Raw genomic sequence first — 18,408 nt, 5'->3', positions numbered from 1 at the left:
CGTAGGGTGGGAGTTCCCGGCAGTATAGCCATCATGGCACCGCGAGCCAGGGGGGCGGTAAGATGGGAGTGGGGCCGGTCTCGCGGTCTTCGTCGCCTTCCGGGCTGCTCCCCTCGAGGGGAAAACACCGCCGCAACCTGGAGGAGCCCATGGCTGCCATTCTGGGCATGGGTGTCGCCACATTCGACATCGTCAACGAGGTCCCCACCTATCCCGCGGAGGATGGGGAGGTCCGGGCGGGGGCCCAGCGGCTTCGGAGGGGTGGCAATACCGCCAATACCCTGGATGTGCTCGCCCAGCTCGGCCATGCCTGTGCCTGGGCGGGCGTATGGGCCGACGAGCCCGACGGACGCTGGATCATCGGTGATCTGGAGGCGCGGGGGGTGCGCACGGATACCGCAGTCAGGGTGGCTCCGGGCAAATCCCCCACCTCCTACATCACCCTCGCCAGCGACACGGGCAGTCGCACCATCGTGCACTTCCGTGACCTGCCGGAGCTCGCCGCCGATGACCTCGCCGCCATCGACGTCACCGCCTTCCGCTGGGTCCATCTGGAGGTTCGTCCCAATACCCGCGAGGTCACCCAAATGCAGCATCTGATCCGCGAGCGTAGCCCGCGGACCATGATCTCGCTGGAGGTGGAGAAACCGCGCGAGGGGCTGGAGCATTGCCTGCATGATCCGGATGTGGTCCTTTTCGCCGGCGACTATGCCCGGGCCCAAGGCTTCGCTGCCCCCGAGGCCTTCCTGCGCAGCCTGGATCCGACGGCGGTCCCCGGGGTGAAGGTGTGCACCTGGGGCGAAGAGGGGGCCGCGGCTGTGGACAACGGCGGCCGCATGCACCGGGTTGCGGCGCAGCCACCGGAGCAGGTGGTGGATACCGTGGGCGCCGGTGATACCTTCCATGCCGGTATCATTGATGCCCTTGTCCACGGTCGGTCCGTTGAGAACGCTCTGGTTGCCGGGTCCCGTTTGGCCGGCCGCAAATGCGGCCAGTTCGGACTGGACGGGGTAGTGGCAAGCGGGCCTTAAGCCCTTAGTCCTTAAGTGGAAAAAGGTCATTGCGTTCGCGGGTTTGAAGGCGTATCAAAGAGGGATACCCCTTGGAGGGGAGGGTGCCTCTATGTTCCGCGCCGTCCGTACCCAATGCGGCTGCAAGGTGGTTTGTGATTGCCCGGACACCCGGGAATGGGACTGCTGGTACGACCCCGACGCCGTCGCGTTCTATTGCGACCTGGTGGCCTACCGGGAGCGCGAAGGTAAGTGGCTCGATGCCCACCACGAGCCCGTGGATGGCCAACAGTTCAGTCACATCCCGAGCGCGGGAATGACCTTGTTCCAGTGCATCCGACTGGCTCCCAAGGCGCGGACGCCCAGCTAGACCTCGGAACAGGGGCCTATTCCGGCCCACCCCTGGGAAGGCTGTTCCCGTCTGTGGTAGAATGCGCTTCGCCTGAAGCCGAATATCCCGCCCGCACCTGCCGCTCGGTCGCGCCAATCCGAAAGACCAGGCGGCGGCGCGGCGACCCCGTTCTCTTGCCCACCCGGATCATACCCCGGATTGCTTCCGAATTTGGCATTTGCGGCCCCAATAACGGCCCCGCTGGGGTGGTTCCAAGGTGGCCGGGGCGACTGGGCAGGCAGCACGGGAGGGGCGTTGACTCCGTCTCGCATTAGCAAAGCAACCGAACCAGGACTCGAGGGGTTGAACATGGAAGTTTCGGTGAGCGAGGGCTCCGGCCTTCAGCGCCAGGTGACCGTCACAGTGCCCGCCGAGCGGGTGAACCGTGAGCTCGACCAGCGCCTGCGGCAGTTGGCGCAGAAGGTGAACCTGCCCGGCTTCCGTCCCGGCAAGGTCCCCCTCCACGTGGTGGAGCAGAAGTACCGCAGCGAGGTCTACGGCGAGGTCATGAACGAGCTGTTGTCCCAGACCTACAGTGACGCCCTGGAGCAGAACGAGCTCAGCCCCGTGGCCCAGCCCGACGTTGAGCCTGGTGAGCTCAAGCGGGATGAGGCGTTTGCCTATACGGCCAGCTTCGAGGTCTATCCCGAGGTGGAGCCTGCCGGCTACAAGGGCCTGGAGCTGACCAAGCGCACCGCCGAGGTGGATGACGCCGCCATCGACGAGACCCTGCAGCGCCTGCGCGAGATGCGCGCCGATTACCAGCCCGTGGAGCGGGCTGCAGCCGAGGGCGATCAGCTGCTCATCGATTTCTCCGGCAAGATCGACGGCGAGCCATTCGAGGGCGGCGAGGCCAGCGACTACCAGATGGAGCTGGGTAGCGGCCGCCACCTGAAGGAGATGGAGGAGGGCCTGGTGGGCGCCACAGCCGGTGCCACCTATACCATCCAGGTGCCCTTTCCGGAGGATTATCCGCGTGAGGATCTCGCCGGTAAGACCGCCGAGTTCGAGGTCACCGTCAAGGAAGTCCGCGAGAAGCGCCTTCCCGAGGTGGACGAGGCGTTCCTTCAGGCCTTCGGTGTCGAGGATGGCAAGGTGGAAACCTTGCGCAACGACATCAAGGAAGGCCTCGAGCGCGAGGTGACCGAGCGCGAGCGCGAGGAGCTGCGGCGCCAGGTCTTCGAGAAGCTGGCCGAGGGCAACGATTTCGAGGTTCCGGAGCAGCTTGTGGAGCGCCAGCTCGACCGCATGGTGGAATCCCACAAGGAACAGTACCGCCAGCAGGGCCTGGACCCCGAGACCCTGCAGCTGGACACCCAGGAGCTACGCGAGGAGTTTAGGGACAACGCCGTGCGCCAGGTGAAGGTGGGCCTGCTCATCCCCGAGATCGCCCGGGTTGAGGGCATCGAGGTCAGTGAGGAGGAGGTGCGCAACGAGCTCATGCGCCTGGCGGATCAGTACGGCGATCAGCGCGAGCAGTTCCTGCAATACGTCGCCCAGAACCAGGACCAGATGCGGGAGATCGAAGGTAGAGCGCTGGAAACCAAGGTGGTAGATTGGATTGTGGAAAATAGCCAGGTAACCGAGGAGAAGGTGCCCGTGCGCCAGCTCCTGGGCTGGGAGGAGGAAGGGGCCGCCGCCTGATTAGGCCATCCTAGCCGGAGCCAATTTGCCCGACCTTGAAACTCGGGCTAACGGGCCCCATCTAACGGGTAGTCCTCCCCGAATCTTCCAGCAACCGATTCAAGCAACCAGATCAGGAAACCGAATTGGCAGCCGACGAACGCCACAATGGAGCCGCCGACACCCAGGCCCTGGGCTATGTGCCCATGGTCGTGGAGCAGACCGGCCGCGGTGAGCGGGCCTACGACATCTACTCCCGCCTGCTCAAGGAGCGCATTATTTTCCTGGTGGGGCCAGTGGAGGACCATGTCACCAACGTGGTAGTGGCCCAAATGCTGTTCCTGGAAGCCGACAATCCGGATAAGGATATCTATCTCTACATTAACAGCCCGGGCGGCGCGGTGACCGCCGGCCTGGCCGTCTACGACACCATGCAGTTTATCCGTCCGGACGTTTCCACCATTTGCGTGGGCCAGGCGTCGAGCATGGGTGCCCTGCTTCTCGCCGGGGGCGCCCCCGGGAAGCGGCACATGTTGCCCAACTCCCGGGTGATGATCCATCAGCCCCTGGGAGGCTTCCAGGGCCAGGCCACCGACGTTGACATTCACGCCCGCGAGATCCTCAAGACCAAGGAAGCGCTCAACGGAATCATGTCCCGCCACACCGGCCAAAGCTTCGAGCGCGTCGAGGAGGACACCGACCGTGACTTCTTCATGTCGGGCAACGAGGCCGTTGACTACGGCATAGTGGACTCGGTCCTGGAGAACCGACCGGCTTCTGCCGGGTCAGAAGGGTAAGAGCCATCGGCTCGGAAAAAGACGTTTGAGCGATCCCCATCCGATAGATCTGGTCGAAAAGTGGCGGGGTCCGAGTAAAAGGATTGGACGATGAGCGACGACAGTCGTAACAACGGCGGCGGTGATCAGCTCCTTTACTGCTCCTTCTGCGGCAAGAGTCAGCACGAGGTTCGCAAGCTGATCGCCGGGCCTTCGGTTTTCATCTGCGACGAGTGCGTGGATCTGTGCAACGAGATCACCGCCGAAGAGGAGGAAGGGCCCGCTGCCGTTTCAGGAATGGAGGGTCTGCCCCGTCCCAAGGAGATTTACGACACCCTCGACGATTACGTGGTGGGTCAGGAGTTCGCCAAGCGCGTCCTCTCCGTGGCCGTCTACAACCACTACAAGCGGCTCCAGTCCCAGGAAGGCGCCAGCGCCGAGGACGTCGAGCTAGCCAAGAGCAACATCCTGCTCATGGGTCCCACCGGCTCGGGCAAGACCCTGCTTGCCGAGACCCTGGCGCGCATCCTTAATGTGCCGTTTGCCATCGCCGACGCTACCACCCTCACCGAGGCCGGCTACGTTGGCGAGGACGTCGAGAACATCATCCAGAAGATCCTGCAGAGCTGCGACTACGACGTCGATAAGGCCCAGCAGGGGATCATCTACATCGACGAGATCGACAAGGTCACTCGCAAGTCGGAGAATCCCTCGATCACCCGCGATGTCTCCGGCGAGGGTGTGCAGCAGGCCCTGCTCAAGCTGATCGAGGGCACCACCGCTTCGGTGCCGCCCCAGGGCGGGCGTAAGCATCCCCAGCAGGAGACCCTGCAGGTGGACACCACCAATATGCTGTTCATCGCCGGCGGTGCCTTCAACGGCCTGGAGGAGGTCATTCGCCAGCGCTCCGAGCAAGGCGGCATCGGCTTCGCAGCCGAGGTCCGCAGCGAGGACGAGCAGGGTAAGCGCGATGAGCTGCTGCGCAAGGTGGAGCCCGATGACCTCATCAAATACGGCCTGATCCCCGAGTTCGTGGGCAGGCTGCCGGTGCTCGCCACCCTCGACGAACTCGACGAAGAGGCCCTGATCTCCATCCTCACCGAGCCCAAGAACTCCCTGGTCAAGCAGTACCAGCGCCTGTTCGATCTCGACGGCGTGGAGCTGGAGCTGCGCTACGATGCCCTGCGGGCGGTGGCGCGCAAGGCCATCGAGCGGGGCACCGGCGCACGCGGGCTGCGCTCCATCCTGGAGTCGGCCATGCTGACCATCATGTACGAGCTGCCCTCCATGACGGGGGTGAAGAAGTGCGTGATCGACGACAACGTCATCACCGGCGAAGGCGAGCCGCTGCTCATTTACGAGGATGAGGAAGAGGGCCGTTACGCTGGCGGTGACGCCCAGGGCTAAGCTGTCCTTTCGGACTTCCGGGCCCCGTCCCGGGGTATCCGGCAGCCGCCGCGTTGGCAACGCGGCTGTCCGGATTCCCGGGGCGGGGCCTTGGTTTTGGCTGCCCCTTGATTAGGGCCCAGCCAATCCCCAAATGCCCTGTGACACGCCATCATCCCGAATGAACGTCCGCCCGGGTACGGCCCGGGAAGGTAAGAGCGCCAATGGCTGAAGAAGAAAGCACCCAGATTACCGCCGAAACGGGTGATGTGCTCCCCGTCCTGCCCCTGCGGGACGTGGTCATATTCCCGCACATGGTGATTCCGCTGTTCGTGGGCCGGGAAAAGTCCATCGCCGCCCTCGAAGAGGCCATGGCCAACGACAAGCAGATCCTGCTCGTGGCCCAGAAGGACGCCTCCGATGACGAGCCGGCCACCGAGGAGATCCACTCGGTGGGGACCCTGTCCACCATTTTGCAGCTGCTCAAGCTGCCCGACGGCACCGTCAAGGTGCTGGTAGAGGGCGGCCGCCGCGCCCGCGTCGAGGCGTTCCAGTCGGGTGACGAGTACTACACCGCGCGCGTCGCCTTGCTCGCCGAGGAGCCCGGCGATGACAAGGAGATGGACGCGCTCATGCGCTCGGTGGTCAATCAGTTCGAGCAGTACGTCAAGCTGTCCAAGAAGACCCCGCCGGAGGTGCTCACCAGTCTGTCCTCCATTGAGGATCCGGCCCGGCTGTCCGATACCATTGCCGCTCACCTGTCGCTCAAGGTCGAGGAGAAGCAGGAGGTCCTTGAGATGGAGGACCTGCGCGAGCGGCTCGAGCACCTGTACTCCCTGATGGAGTCGGAGATCGACCTGCTGCAGGTGGAGAAGCGCATCCGCGGCCGGGTCAAGTCCCAGATGGAGAAATCCCAGCGCGAGTACTACCTGAATGAGCAGATGAAGGCCATTCAGAAAGAGCTGGGGGAGATGGACGAGGGCGGCAATGAGGCCGACGAGCTCGAGGAAAAGGTCGCCAACGCCGGCATGCCCAAGGAGGTCAAGGAGAAGGCCGATAAGGAGCTCAAGAAGCTTCGCATGATGAGCCCCATGTCGGCCGAGGCGACGGTCGTTCGCAACTACATCGACTGGCTCGTTGCCGTGCCGTGGAAGAAGAAGTCCCGCCTCACCCGGGACCTCAAGAAGGCGCAGCGGGTCCTGGACGAGGATCACTACGGCCTGGAGAAGATCAAGGAGCGCATCCTTGAGTACCTGGCCGTGCAGCAGAGATCCAAGAAGGTCAAGGGCCCCATCCTGTGCCTGGTGGGTCCGCCCGGCGTGGGCAAGACCTCGCTGGGTCAGTCCATCGCGCGCGCCACCAACCGCAAGTTCATCCGCATGAGCCTGGGCGGCGTTCGCGACGAGGCCGAGATCCGCGGCCACCGGCGTACCTACATTGGGGCCCTGCCGGGCAAGATCGTCCAGAACCTGAGCAAGGTGGAAACGCGCAACCCGCTCATGCTGCTGGACGAGGTGGACAAAATGGGCATGGACTTCCGGGGCGATCCGTCTTCGGCGATGCTGGAGGTGCTCGATCCGGAGCAGAACTACCACTTCCAGGATCACTACCTGGAGGCGGAGGTGGACCTGTCCGAGGTCATGTTCCTCACCACCGCCAACAGCATGAATATCCCGCCGGCGCTGCGCGATCGCATGGAGATCATCAACCTTCCCGGCTACACCGAGGAAGAGAAGATCCACATCGCCGAGCGCTACCTGCTGCCCAAGCAGAAGAAGGCCAACGGGCTCAAGGAGAGCGAGCTCCACCTCTCCAGCAACGCCATCCTCGACGTTATCCGTCGCTACACCCGCGAGGCCGGAGTACGGAACCTGGAGCGTGAGCTGGGGACGCTGTGCCGCAAGGCGGCCAAGGAGCTGCTTACCAACAGCCGGCGCAAGAAGGTCCAGATTACCCACAAGAACCTTGAGAAGTTCCTGGGCGTGCCCCGCTACCGCTACGGCATCGCCGAGGAGGAGAACCAGGTGGGTACGGCGACCGGCCTGGCCTGGACCGAGGTGGGCGGTGACATCCTCAGCATCGAGGCCGCGGTGGTGCCGGGCAAAGGCAAGCTGACCATTACCGGCCAGCTCGGCGACGTCATGCAGGAATCTATACAGGCGGCCATGAGCGTAGTGCGCGCCCGTTCCCGCTGGCTGGGCCTGGATCCGGACTTCTACCAGAAGAACGACGTCCACGTGCACGTCCCCGAGGGCGCCACACCCAAGGACGGCCCGTCCGCCGGCATTGGCATGTGCACCTCCATCATCTCCACTTTCACCGGCATCCCGGTGCGGGCCGACGTGGGTATGACCGGGGAGCTGACCCTTCGAGGCAAGGTCCTGCCCATCGGCGGCCTCAAGGAGAAGCTGTTGGCGGCCCGCCGCAGCGGCCTCAAGGAGGTGGTGATCCCCAAGGAGAACGAGAAGGACCTCAGCGAGATCCCCGGCAACATTAAGGATCCGCTGACCATCCATACGGTGGCCTCCATCGACGAGGTCCTTGAAATCGCCCTGGAATATATGCCCGAGGCGCTGCCCGAGTCGGGTGCCGCTGGCAAGAGCGAGGAACGGGAGGCGGCCCAGGACCGACCGACTGCCCACTAAGTAAGAAAATTAGGAAAAAGTTAAAAAGCCGGGCCGCTGTTCGGTCCGGCTTTTTTTGTGTTGAGGAACGGCGTATGCCCTGGTATGTTGCGGTTTCAGTTCCCAACCGTTTTGAGCCACATTCCCTTGACTTAAGGGTATCCTCATATTCTGGTTGTTTTGTTGGGCGAGAAGGCTCCGAGGCGGCTTTTCGGATGTTGACAGGGCCGCTAAGGGGTCCGTATAAGGGTTTGGGTCACTCACCGGAAGAAAGGGGTGTACTGTGAACAAGACCGATCTCATCGAGAAAGTGGCCAAAGAAGCCGACCTATCCAAGGCAGCGGCGGGGCGGGCCGTGAATGCAGTTTTCGATGGCATTTCCGGGGCCTTGTCCAAGGGTGAAGATGTGGGCATCGTTGGCTTCGGTACCTTCTCCGTATCTGAGCGTCCCGCGCGCCAGGGCCGTAATCCCCAGACCGGAAAGCCGATTCAGATCAAGGCCACCAAGGTACCGAAATTCAAGGCTGGCAAGAATCTCAAGGAATCGGTAAAATAACGCCTCCCGCAAGGGCGGTTAGCTCAGAGGTAAGAGCGCCGGTTTTACACACCGGAGGTCACAAGTTCGATCCTTGTACCGCCCACCAAGAGCCGTTATAATTCGGACACTGAATTAGCGGGGCGGTAGCTCAGTTTGGTTAGAGCGCTGGCCTGTCACGCCAGAGGCCGCGAGTTCGAGTCTCGTCCGCCCCGCCATCCATCAGGGCTCTGACCCAAAAAAAGCGAACCGAGCGGTTCGCTTTTTTTGTGCCTGGAAAGGTCCGTACGGGGGGGATGGTCAGGGGGCCAGGCTGGCGGCTCCCGGAGGCCAGCCACGCCCTTTCCTGTTATCCTCGGCGCTTTCCGTTTTTTCGGAATCAGACCGCTATTTGCCGCCGGCCGGAAGGGAATCTCGGCATGCTCGATTTCATGCGTAGTCAGGCTCAGGGCTGGATCGTCAAGGTCCTGTTCGCCGTCATCGTGCTGAGCTTCGCCCTGTGGGGCGTGGGCGACTACTTCACCGGCCAGTCAACGGTGGTGGTGGCCGAGGTGGGCGACCAATCCATCACCCAGGCCGCTCTGCAGAACCGGGTTCGGCAGGAGCGTAACCGCTTGCGCCGGCTACTGGGACCGGACTTCAACGCCGACCCCAAAGAGCTCGAGGCCCGGGTGCTCAAGCAGATGGTCCGGGACCGCATGCTGGACCTGGAGGCCCGGCGGCTGCAGCTGACGGCCTCGGACGCGGCGGTCCGTCGGGCCATCCAGACCCAGCCCCAATTCCGCCAGGGCGGTAGCTTCAACACCGAGCGCTACCGCAATCTGATTGACCGTATGGGCATGGCCCCCAGCGATTTCGAGGCCCGGACCCGCCAGGACCTGGCGGTCCAGGACCTGCGCAACTTCCTGCGCCAGGCAACGGTAGTGGCCGATGAAGAGGTCTGGCGGGCCTATCGGCGGGAGAACGAGCGCCGTACGGTGCGCTACTTCCGGCTTGCCCCGCAGGCTTTTGCTCAACGGGTTACCTTAAGCGAGGCGGACCTCCGGGCCTATTACGAAGACAACCAGCAGGATTATCGGCGGCCAGCCCAGGTTCGCGTCCGCTACCTGCTGCTTTCTCCGGAAAATCTAGCCGACCAGTTCAATCCTGAACCGGGGGAGCTGGAAGCCTACCTGCGCGATCACGGCGACCGGTATGCCGCCGAGAACGGCGAGGTCCCCCCATTGGCCGAGGTACGGGACCAGGTCCTTGGCGACTGGCGGCGGCAGCAGGCAACCGACCGGATCTACGAGCGGTTGCCCACCTTCGAGGACCTCCTGTATACCCGCGACGACCTGACTGCCGCGGCCCAGGAGTTCGGCCTGGAGGTTCGGACCTCGGGCTGGATCCCCGAGCGCGGCGAGCTTCCCGACGGCGTTCCAGATGCCGAGGCCTTTCGCAAGGCGGCCCTCGGCCTTCAGCCCGACCGCAACTCGGAGGCCGTGGAGCTCGGCGATGGCCGCTTCGCCGGTCTCCACCTAGCGGAAAGTCGGGCCCCCACCGTCCGCGATTTCTCGGGGGTCAAGGAAGCCGTCCAGCGGGACCTGCGTCGCCAGCGGGCGAGCGAGCTCGCCCGCGAGGGTGCCGAGCAGGCCCGCGAGGCCCTGGCCCGCGGGGCGGCCGTGAGCGAGGTTGCTGGTGACTACGGGGCTGAGGTGGACAAGGCGGTGGGGGTGACTCGCGCCCAAGCGGGCCAAAAGCTGCCCGAAGGGCTGGCCACTCCGGTATTCGGCGCCTCTGAGGGCGACACCGGCAGCGTCCGCCTCAGCCAAGGGGACCAGGCCGTATTCCGGGTGGCCGAGGTAACGGCCCCGCCGCGCGAGGCAATGGAGCCCAGCCAGCGCGACAAGCTGGCCTCCCAGCTGCGCGAGAAGCGTGGTGAGGCCCGCATGGAGGCCTTCTTTGAGCGCCTGCGAAAGCGTTACAGCGTCCGTATCCGCCGGGAGGTCGGTGGCGGGTCGGCCTGACGCAAAGCCCGGTCGAATCATGGCCGACGCAAAAGGCCCCGCGGCTCAAGCCGCGGGGCCTTTTGCGTCGAGCGGGACGGTCCTACATGGCGATGCTGTGGTAGCCGCTGTCCACGTGCAGGACCTCCCCGGAGATGCCCGAGGCGAGGGGGCTGGCGAGGAAGGCGGCGCTGTTGCCGACCTCCTCGGTGGTGACGTTGCGGCGCAGGGGGGCCCGCTCCTCGTTGTGCTGGAGGATCAGCCGCATATCGCCGATGCCGCTGGCGGCCAGGGTCTTGATGGGTCCGGCGCTGACCGCGTTGACCCGGATGCCCTCGGGGCCGAGGCTGGCGGCCAGATAGCGCATGCTAGCCTCCAGGCTGGCCTTGGCTACCCCCATGACATTGTAGTGGGGAACCGTCCGTTCCGCGCCCAGGTAGGTGAGGGTCAGGATGGAGGCGTCCGGGCGGTCCCTCATCAGCGGATAGGCCCCCTGGGCCAAGCGGGTCAGGCTCCAGGCGCTGATCTCATGGGAGGACAGAAAGCCTTCCCGGCTTGTGGACTCGCAATACTCACCGCGCAGCTCCTCCTTGGGGGCGTAGGCCAGGGAGTGCACCAGGCAATCCAGGTGGCCCCATTGGCGCTCGAGCTCCTGGAACACCGCCGTCACCTGATCGTCGTCGGTGACATCGCAGGGCAGGACCATGTCGGCGCCCAGCTCCTCGGCCAGCGGTTCGACCCGCTTGAGGAAGGCCTCGTTCTGGTAGGTGAGCGCCAGCTCCGCTCCCTGGTCGGCCATGGCCTTGGCCACGCCCCAGGCGATGGAGTTCTTGTTGGCAACACCGAAAACGATGCCCCGTTTGCCGCTGAGAAAGCCCATGGGGGATTTGCTCCTGGCCGGTGGAGGGTAAGCAAGGAGGGCAAGTTTAGCGGCTGGCGAGGCGCCTGAAAAGGCTCGAGTGTCCCCTCCGTTCGAGGGCCCGGCCGACCGTCCCTGGCCCGGCTAGCCTTAATCGGTGTCCTGGCGCGGATCGATGGCGTCGCGCAGACCCTCGCCGAACAGGTTGAAGCCCAGGACCGTGATCCAGATGGCCAGGCCGGGATACAGGGAGAGCCACCAGGCGAACTCGATGTGGTCCTTGCCCGCGGTGAGGATGTTGCCCCAGGAGGCGAAGGGCGGTTGCACCCCGAGCCCCAGGAACGACAGCGCCGACTCCACCAGGATGGCCTCGGCTACCCCCAGCACCGCCGCCACCAGCACCGGGGCGAAGCCGTTGGGAAGAAGGTGGACGCCGATCAGGCGGGCGTCGGAAGCCCCCAGGGCGCGCGCCGCCAGGACGTACTCCCGCTGCCGCAAGGAAAGCAGCTCGCCGCGGACCAGGCGGGTGACCCCCATCCACGAGGTCAGTCCGATCACGGCCATGACATTGACGATGTTGGGCTCCAGGAAGGCGATCACCGCCAGCACCAGGAAGAAGGTGGGGATGGCCAGCATGATGTCCACCAGCCGCATCATGACGCTGTCCACCCAACGGCCGTAGAAGCCGGCCAAGCTGCCCAGCAGGATACCGATGACGGTGGCGATGCCCACCGCCACGAAGCCCACCGACAGCGACACGCGGGCCCCAAAAAGGATGCGGGTGAGGACGTCCCGGCCCAGGCGGTCGGTGCCCATCCAGTGCTCCGCCGACGGCGGGTTCAGGATGGCGTCGACATTGGTGGCGTAGGGGTCGTAGGGCGCGATGACCGGGGCCAGCACGGCCAGGGCGGCCATGGTTCCCACGATGACGGCCCCGGCCACGGCCAGGGGGTTGCGCAGCAGGCGCCGGACCGAAGGGCTCATGAGCTGGCCATGCCACGCCGGACGCGCGGATCCGCCCAGGCCAGGGCCAGGTCCGCGAGCAGGTTGCCCAGCAGGGTGAGCACCGCGGTGACCACCAGGGTGCCCATAACCACCGGGTAGTCCCGGCTCAGGATGGCCTCGTACATGAGCTGGCCCATGCCGGGGATACCGAAGATGGTCTCGAAGATCACCGAGCCGCCGATCAGCCCGGGCACCGACAGCCCGAGCAGGGTGATCACCGGTAGCAGGGCGTTGCGCAGGGCGTGGCGGTAGACCACGGTGCGCTCGGGCAGGCCCTTGGCGCGGGCGGTGAGGATGTAGTCCTGCCGGATCACCTCCAGCATGCTCGAGCGCACGTAGCGCGAGAATCCGGCGATGCCGGCGAAGGCCGATACCACTACGGGCAGGATCAGATGACGGGCGTAGTCGACCAACTGCTCCAGCGGCCCCAGGGACTGGAAGTTGTAGCTGGTCAGCCCCGATACCGGAAGCCAGCCCAGGTGGACGCCGAATAGCACCATGAGCAGAAGGGCCAACCAGAATCCCGGAATGGCGAAGGCCAGGAAGACGGTTACGGTCAGGGTGCGGTCCACCAGCGAGTTCTGGCGCACCGCCGAGACCACCCCGATGGGGATGGCCACCGCCAGGATCAGCACCATGGCGGCGATGTTGATGGTCAGGGTGACGGGGATGCGCTCGGCGAGCTTGGCCAGGACCGGGCGGTTGGCGCCGGTGAAGGAATTGCCGAAATCCAGCTGCACCACACGCTTGAGCCACAGCCCGTACTGGACGGGAACGGGCTCGTCCAGGTTGTAGGCCTCCCGCAGCTGCTGGCGCGCCTCCTGGCCGCTGCGCGGGTTGAGGCTGGTCTCCAGGGTGGTGATGTCCCCGGGAGCCAGGTGCATCACGCCGAAGGAGATGATGGTGATGCCCAGCAGGACCGGGATCATCCACAGGAGGCGCTTGGCGAGGTAGAAGAGCATAGATTTGTAGTATTAAGTAGTTAAGTATTAGGTAGTTAAGTAACAAGCACGGAGAGGCTTCCGGGGCCTTGGCCGTCCCTTAATTACTTAACTACTTAATACTTTCCACTGGTTACGGCTTCAGCGCATCGCGCTGGAGCCGTTGCGGAATATACCAATCCTCGACGTTGTACTCGATCCCCGCCGGGGCCGGCTCGATGCCGCGGATGCGCTTGTGCACGGCGGCCAGGGACAGGGGGGCGTAGAGGTAGACGATGGGGGTGGCCTCGAGCAGCTCGCGGGCGAAGTCGTGGTAGATGCGCTCGCGCTCGGCGGCGTCGAAGGTCTTCAGCCCGGCCTCCAGCAGGCGGTCCACGTCCGGATCCTCGAGGCCGACGAAGTTGAACTCGCCGGGGTCCTGCTGGCTGGAGTGCCAGATGCTGTACTGATCAGGGTCGGGGGAGAGGCTCCAGCCCAGGATGACGGCGTCGAAGTCCTGGGGATTGATGAACTGGCTGATGAAGGTGGCCCACTCCACCAGGCGCAGGTCCACCTCGATGCCCACCTTCTTCAGCCGCCGCTGGATCAGGGTGGCGGCGATCTTGCGCTGCTTGTTGTCGTTGTTGGTGATGATCTCGAAGCTCAGGCGCTTGCCGCCCTTGTCCCGCACGCCGTCGCCGTCGCTGTCGGTCCAGCCGGCCTCGGCCAGCAGGGCGCGGGCCTTGTCGGGATCGTAGGCGTAGGGGGCGATGCCGTCGGGATACCACCGGGTCCCCGGCTTGTAGGGGGCGGCGATGCGCCGGGCCTGGCCCAGCATGACGCCCTTGATCAGCTCCTCGCGGTCGATCGCGTGGGCGATGGCGCGGCGCACCCGGCGATCGGTGAACGGCTCGCGGCGCAGGTTGAAGCCCAGATAGGTGTAGTTGTTGCCCAGGTACTTGTAGGTGGCGATCCGCTCGCGCAGGTCCGGGCGCTCGGGGAAGGTGCGCAGGAAGGTGGCCGGGGCCGGGCTCATCTGGTCGATGTTGCCCGCGGTAAGCTCCAGGAACTGGGTGGTCTTGTCGGGGATGACCCGGAAGGTGACCTTGTCGATGTAGGCCCGCCTGCGGAACCAGCCCTCGTGGCGGGTGAGGTCGATGGACTGGCCCGCCTGCCAGCGGTGGAGCTTGTAGGGCCCGGCACCCACGGGGTCGCGGGCGAAGGGGGTGTCGTTGATGTCCTGATCGGCCAGGATATGGGCGGGCATGATGGCAAGGCTGGCCCAGGTGGAAAGGGCCGGGGCGTAGGGCTCGTCGTAGTGGACCACGAAGGTGTGGGGATCGGGTGTCTCGACCTCCGAAACCCGCTTGTAGTCGGAGCCGTAGGGGGTCTGGGTCTCGGGGTCCACCACGGTGCGCCAGGTAAACGCCACGTCCTCGCTGGTCAGCGGCTCGCCGTCGGAGAACCGGGCGTCCTCCCGCAGGCGGAAGGTGATGGTCTTGCCGCCGTCGGTCACCTCCCAGGATTCGGCGGCTTCGCCGGCAAGCTCCAGGTCGCCGTTGTAGCGCAGCAGGGTGGTGTGGATCAGCCCGCCCACCCGGCTGGAGGCGGAGTCGCCGGCCATGAACGGGATCAGATTGGAGGCCTCGGCGCCCATGGCAGTAATGCGCTCGCCACCGTAGGCCGGGCCTTCCGCCACCGGCTCGCCCTCGGCGGCCGCGCTACCCACAAGGGCGGTAACGCCGGCGGCAAGGAATATCAGGCCGGTCCACGCCGACAACCCGGACAAATCAGCCCCTGTGCTCGGCTAGCTGGGTGGGGTTCACGTAGATGGTCAGCCGATCGCCCGGACGGATGATCGGGTCTTCCTCCAGGTCGTTCCAAGTGCGCAGCCGGTGGACGGGGACGTTGAACTGCTGGGCGATGGCCCAAAGCGAGTCGCCCCGGCGGACCCGGTAGCGCACCTTGGAGGAACGGCCGTCGCTTCCGGCCGGAATCCAGACCGCCAGCTGCTGGCCGGCGTGCAGGGTGTCGCCGGGGGCCATATCGTTCCACTCGGCCAGCTTGCCGGTCGCCACATCGAATTGGCTGGCGATCTCCGACAGGGAATCCCCCCGGTCTACCTCGTGCATGATCCGAGTGCGGCCATCCGGGCCGGACTGCTGGGTCGCTGCTCGGCGCTGAGGCCGGCTTAGGGGGTACGCCCGGTCCTCGGAGGTGGCGGTGGGGATGAGCAGGTGGTCGCCGGCGGTAATGCGGTCGCTGGCAAGGGTGTTGGCCTGCTTCACCACGCCCACGGTGGTCTGGTACTGGCTGGCAATCTCCGAAAGGCTCTCGCCCGACTCGATGCGGTGGCGCACCCAGCGCACCCGGTCCTCGGCGTCCAGCTCGGCCAGGCGCTCACGGAAGCGTTCGGCCCGGTCGCGCGGTACCAGCAGACGGTTCGGGCCTTTCGGCGGCGTGCCCCATTGGTTGAGACCGGGGTTCAGGCGATAGAGCGTCTCGGTGTCGCTGTCCGCCATCTCCGCGGCCTGGGCCAGGTCCAGAGGAGCGTCCAGCTCGACCACCGCGAAGCCCGGCTGGGCGGGAATGGCCGGCAGCTCGATGCCGTATTCCTCGGTGTTTCGGACCACGTAGGAAAGGGCGATCAGCTTGGGCACGTAGCCGTGGGTTTCCCTTGGCAGATCCAGGCTCCAGAAGTCGGTGGGCTTGCCGTGGTACTGGTTGCGGCGGATGGCACCGTTCACCCGGCCGGGTCCGGCGTTGTAGGCGGCAAGGGCCAGCAGCCAGCTGTCGTAGCGGCGGTGCAGGCGCTCCAGGTAGTCCAGGGCGGCGTCGGTTGCGGCCAGGACGTCACGCCGGCCGTCATACCACCAGTTCTGGTCCAGCCCGAAGTGGCGGCCGGTGCCCGGGGTGAACTGCCAGATGCCGGCGGCCCGCCCGGAGGAATAGGCGAAGGGACGGAAGGCGCTCTCCACCACCGGAAGCAGCGCGAGATCGACCGGCATGTCGCGCTTCTCCAGCTCGGCGAGAATGTAGGGCAGAAACGGGCGACCGCGCTCAAACGCCCGGTTCAGGTAGGCCTCGTGGGTCCGGTAGAAGCGGACGAAGGCGTCCACCTGGTGGTGGTCCACCCGGTCCATGGTCAGCGCGGAGCGGAAATCGGGCCAGAAGCTGGTGGGCTCGTCCGGCCCGGCCCCCTGCTCCGGGCCCTCCGCCGTCTGGCTCGGCGGCTCGGTGGCCTCTTCGGCGGGTGAGCGCCCCGCGGCTCCCTCGTTAGAACGGGTCCGCGCGCAGAGGTCCTCGGCGATCCCCGCATTCCGAACCGAAAGCCCGGGCCCCGGGGCAGTCGCCACCCGGACCCCGGCCCTGTTCGGACGGCTTCCCCTGGGCAAGTTCTCCGGGACCACCTCGCTGGGCCGAGGGCGCAGGCCCAGGCCTTCGGCCACGCGGGCCTTCAGGTTCGGCAGCGGCATGGCCGCGGTGGCGTCGGCTTCCCCGGCCCCGGACGCTGCGGCCGCGCCCTCGGCGCTGTCGCTGCCTCCCAGGCCAGGCACCAGCGAAGCTGCCGGACCCTCGCCCAGGCGGGCGCAGCCGCTCAGCACGAGGGCGATGCCGAAAACGGCGGTAGCGCGGGTTGCGCTGTTCGAAAGGCCTCGCGGCCGGGGGGATTGGTCGCTGGGAAATGCCATGAGCTATTTCCTTTCGGCGCCGGCAGCCGGTCTGGCGCACAAAACCGCCCGCCTGCCTAGCTGCCGCAACGGAGCCATTCAGCGCACGGGCGAACAATGGTAGGATCCAGGGCCCCTTTATCCGGGGCCACAAGCTGAACCGTCAAGCCTAACATTTAACCCCCGGCTGTCCGAACGCAAGGGAAGCCGCCGCCCATGACCGTACGTACCCGCTTCGCCCCCAGCCCCACCGGTTACCTCCACATCGGTGGGGCCCGCACGGCCCTGTTCTCCTGGCTGCACGCGCGCCAGAACGCCGGCGCGTTCGTCCTGCGCATCGAGGATACCGACCGCGAGCGCTCCACCCCGGAAGCGGTCCAGGCCATCCTGGACGGCATGACCTGGCTGGGCCTGGACTGGGACGAGGGCCCCTATTTCCAGAGCCAGCGCACCGACCGCTACCGCGAGGTCATCGACCGCCTCCTGGCCGAGGGCCAGGCCTACCACTGCTACTGCACCAAGGACGAGCTCGACGCCATGCGCGAGGCCCAGCGCGAGGCGGGCCACAAGCCCATGTACGACGGCCGCTGCCGCAATCGCAGCGAGCCGCGCGAGGGGGTTGACCCTGTGGTGCGCTTCCGTGCCCCGGATGCGGGCAAGACGGTAGCCGATGACCGCATCCACGGCCGCGTGGCCTTCGACAACGCCGAGCTCGACGACCTCATCATTGCCCGCTCCGACGGCAGCCCCACCTACAACCTCACCGTGGTAGTGGACGACTGGGACATGGGCATCACCGACGTCATCCGCGGTGATGATCATCTCAACAACACCCCGCGCCAGATGCAGATCCTGGCGGCCCTGGGAGTTGAGCCGCCGCGCTATGCCCATGTGCCCATGATTCTGGGGGAGGACAAGAAACGTCTGTCCAAGCGCCATGGCGCGGTAAGCGTGCTGCAGTACCGGCAGGACGGCTTCCTGCCCGAGGCCCTGATCAACGGCCTGGCCCGGCTGGGCTGGTCCCACGGCGACGACGAGGTCTTCACCCGCGACGACCTGCTGCGGCTGTTCCGGGTGGATGACGTCGGCAAGCAGGCCTCGGTGTTCAACCAGGACAAGCTGCTGTGGCTCAACGGCACCTACATCCGCGCCCGCGAGCCGGCCGAGCTGGTCGAGCCGCTCACCGAGCAGCTGCAGAGCCGCGGCCTGGACCCGGCCGCCGCCCCGGCCGACCTGGAGGCCATCATCGCCAGCCTCCAGGAGCGCTCCAAGACCGTCGCCGAGATGGCGGATACGGGGCGGTTCTTCTTCGCCGACTTCGAGGCCTTCGACGCCAAGGCCGCCCAGAAGAATCTCAAGCCGGCCGTCGAGGAGCCCCTGCAGGCGGTGCGCGATGGCCTGGCCGGGCTCACCGAGTGGACCGCCGAGTCGGTGCATGGGGTCATCCAGGCCGTGGTGGACGCCCGCGACCTGAAGTTCGGCAAGGTCGCCCAGCCCATCCGCGTGGCCGTGACCGGCGGCACCGTGTCGCCGCCCATCGACGTCACCCTTCGGCTGCTCGGCCAGGCCACCACCCTCGAGCGCCTGGACCGGGCCCTGGTCTATATCCGGGAGCGGGCCGCG

At 65.9% G+C, this 18,408-nt stretch carries 14 protein-coding genes and 2 tRNA genes; 11 read left to right on the top strand and 5 right to left on the bottom strand.

Annotated features, from left to right (window positions below):
* Positions 1-149: 149 nt before the first annotated feature.
* From V5A19_RS09190 to V5A19_RS09145, 10 genes are all read left to right on the top strand, one after another.
* Positions 150-1,031 carry a PfkB family carbohydrate kinase gene (locus tag V5A19_RS09190; protein ID WP_332318833.1) on the top strand — a complete coding sequence of 294 codons (882 nt, stop codon included), beginning with the start codon at positions 150-152 and terminating at the stop codon, positions 1,029-1,031.
* A gap of 91 nt (positions 1,032-1,122) precedes the next feature.
* A complete protein-coding gene (locus tag V5A19_RS09185; RefSeq protein ID WP_332318834.1) occupies positions 1,123-1,380 on the top strand; it encodes a hypothetical protein in 258 nt (85 codons plus the stop codon).
* 330 nt (positions 1,381-1,710) lie between these two features.
* Positions 1,711-3,045 carry a trigger factor gene (gene tig / locus V5A19_RS09180; protein WP_332318835.1) on the top strand — a complete coding sequence of 445 codons (1,335 nt, stop codon included), beginning with the start codon at positions 1,711-1,713 and terminating at the stop codon, positions 3,043-3,045.
* Positions 3,046-3,170: 125 nt separating this feature from the next.
* Positions 3,171-3,821: an ATP-dependent Clp endopeptidase proteolytic subunit ClpP gene (clpP, locus tag V5A19_RS09175; protein ID WP_332318836.1), complete on the top strand. Its 651-nt coding sequence runs from the start codon at positions 3,171-3,173 to the stop codon at positions 3,819-3,821.
* 90 nt (positions 3,822-3,911) lie between these two features.
* A complete protein-coding gene (clpX, locus tag V5A19_RS09170; RefSeq protein WP_332318837.1) occupies positions 3,912-5,207 on the top strand; it encodes an ATP-dependent Clp protease ATP-binding subunit ClpX in 1,296 nt (431 codons plus the stop codon).
* Positions 5,208-5,410: 203 nt separating this feature from the next.
* Positions 5,411-7,831 (top strand): endopeptidase La, encoded by a 2,421-nt coding sequence (gene lon, locus V5A19_RS09165; RefSeq protein ID WP_332318838.1) that lies wholly within the window; start codon positions 5,411-5,413, stop codon positions 7,829-7,831.
* 262 nt (positions 7,832-8,093) lie between these two features.
* Complete coding sequence (locus tag V5A19_RS09160; protein ID WP_332318839.1) at positions 8,094-8,366, top strand: HU family DNA-binding protein; 273 nt, start codon at positions 8,094-8,096, stop codon at positions 8,364-8,366.
* 12 nt (positions 8,367-8,378) lie between these two features.
* Positions 8,379-8,454: transfer RNA gene (locus V5A19_RS09155), tRNA-Val, on the top strand.
* A gap of 31 nt (positions 8,455-8,485) precedes the next feature.
* Positions 8,486-8,563 (top strand) — tRNA-Asp (locus V5A19_RS09150).
* A gap of 201 nt (positions 8,564-8,764) precedes the next feature.
* On the top strand, positions 8,765-10,351 hold the full coding sequence (locus V5A19_RS09145) for a peptidylprolyl isomerase (protein WP_332318840.1): 1,587 nt from the start codon (positions 8,765-8,767) through the stop codon (positions 10,349-10,351).
* Between the two features lie 82 nt (positions 10,352-10,433).
* Here the strand turns inward: V5A19_RS09145 and V5A19_RS09140 are convergent, their stop codons facing one another.
* The 5 genes from V5A19_RS09140 to V5A19_RS09120 form a co-directional block, all read right to left on the bottom strand.
* The gene (locus V5A19_RS09140) at positions 10,434-11,210 is read right to left on the bottom strand and encodes an enoyl-ACP reductase FabI (protein WP_332318841.1); all 777 of its coding nucleotides are present in this window, start codon (positions 11,208-11,210) and stop codon (positions 10,434-10,436) included.
* A gap of 129 nt (positions 11,211-11,339) precedes the next feature.
* Complete coding sequence (locus tag V5A19_RS09135) at positions 11,340-12,173, bottom strand: ABC transporter permease (protein WP_332318842.1); 834 nt, start codon at positions 12,171-12,173, stop codon at positions 11,340-11,342.
* Complete coding sequence (locus tag V5A19_RS09130) at positions 12,170-13,156, bottom strand: ABC transporter permease (protein ID WP_332318843.1); 987 nt, start codon at positions 13,154-13,156, stop codon at positions 12,170-12,172. Before V5A19_RS09130 ends, V5A19_RS09135 begins: the two co-directional genes overlap by 4 nt.
* A gap of 112 nt (positions 13,157-13,268) precedes the next feature.
* Positions 13,269-14,903, bottom strand: a complete 1,635-nt coding sequence (locus V5A19_RS09125; RefSeq protein ID WP_332318844.1) for a peptide-binding protein — start codon at positions 14,901-14,903, stop codon at positions 13,269-13,271.
* A gap of 1 nt (position 14,904) precedes the next feature.
* Positions 14,905-16,806 (bottom strand): LysM peptidoglycan-binding domain-containing protein, encoded by a 1,902-nt coding sequence (locus V5A19_RS09120; RefSeq protein ID WP_332318845.1) that lies wholly within the window; start codon positions 16,804-16,806, stop codon positions 14,905-14,907.
* 195 nt (positions 16,807-17,001) lie between these two features.
* Between V5A19_RS09120 and gltX the strand changes: the two genes are divergently transcribed.
* Positions 17,002-18,408 (top strand): glutamate--tRNA ligase (gltX, locus tag V5A19_RS09115; protein WP_332327764.1); only part of this gene is annotated, 1,407 nt, incomplete at its 3' end.

Origin of the sequence: Thiohalorhabdus sp. (assembly GCF_036628635.1) — a bacterium.
In the GTDB taxonomy this organism is placed as follows: domain Bacteria; phylum Pseudomonadota; class Gammaproteobacteria; order Thiohalorhabdales; family Thiohalorhabdaceae; genus Thiohalorhabdus.
Note: the sequence above shows the minus strand (reverse complement) of the source record. Positions and strands in the feature narration are given on the sequence as shown.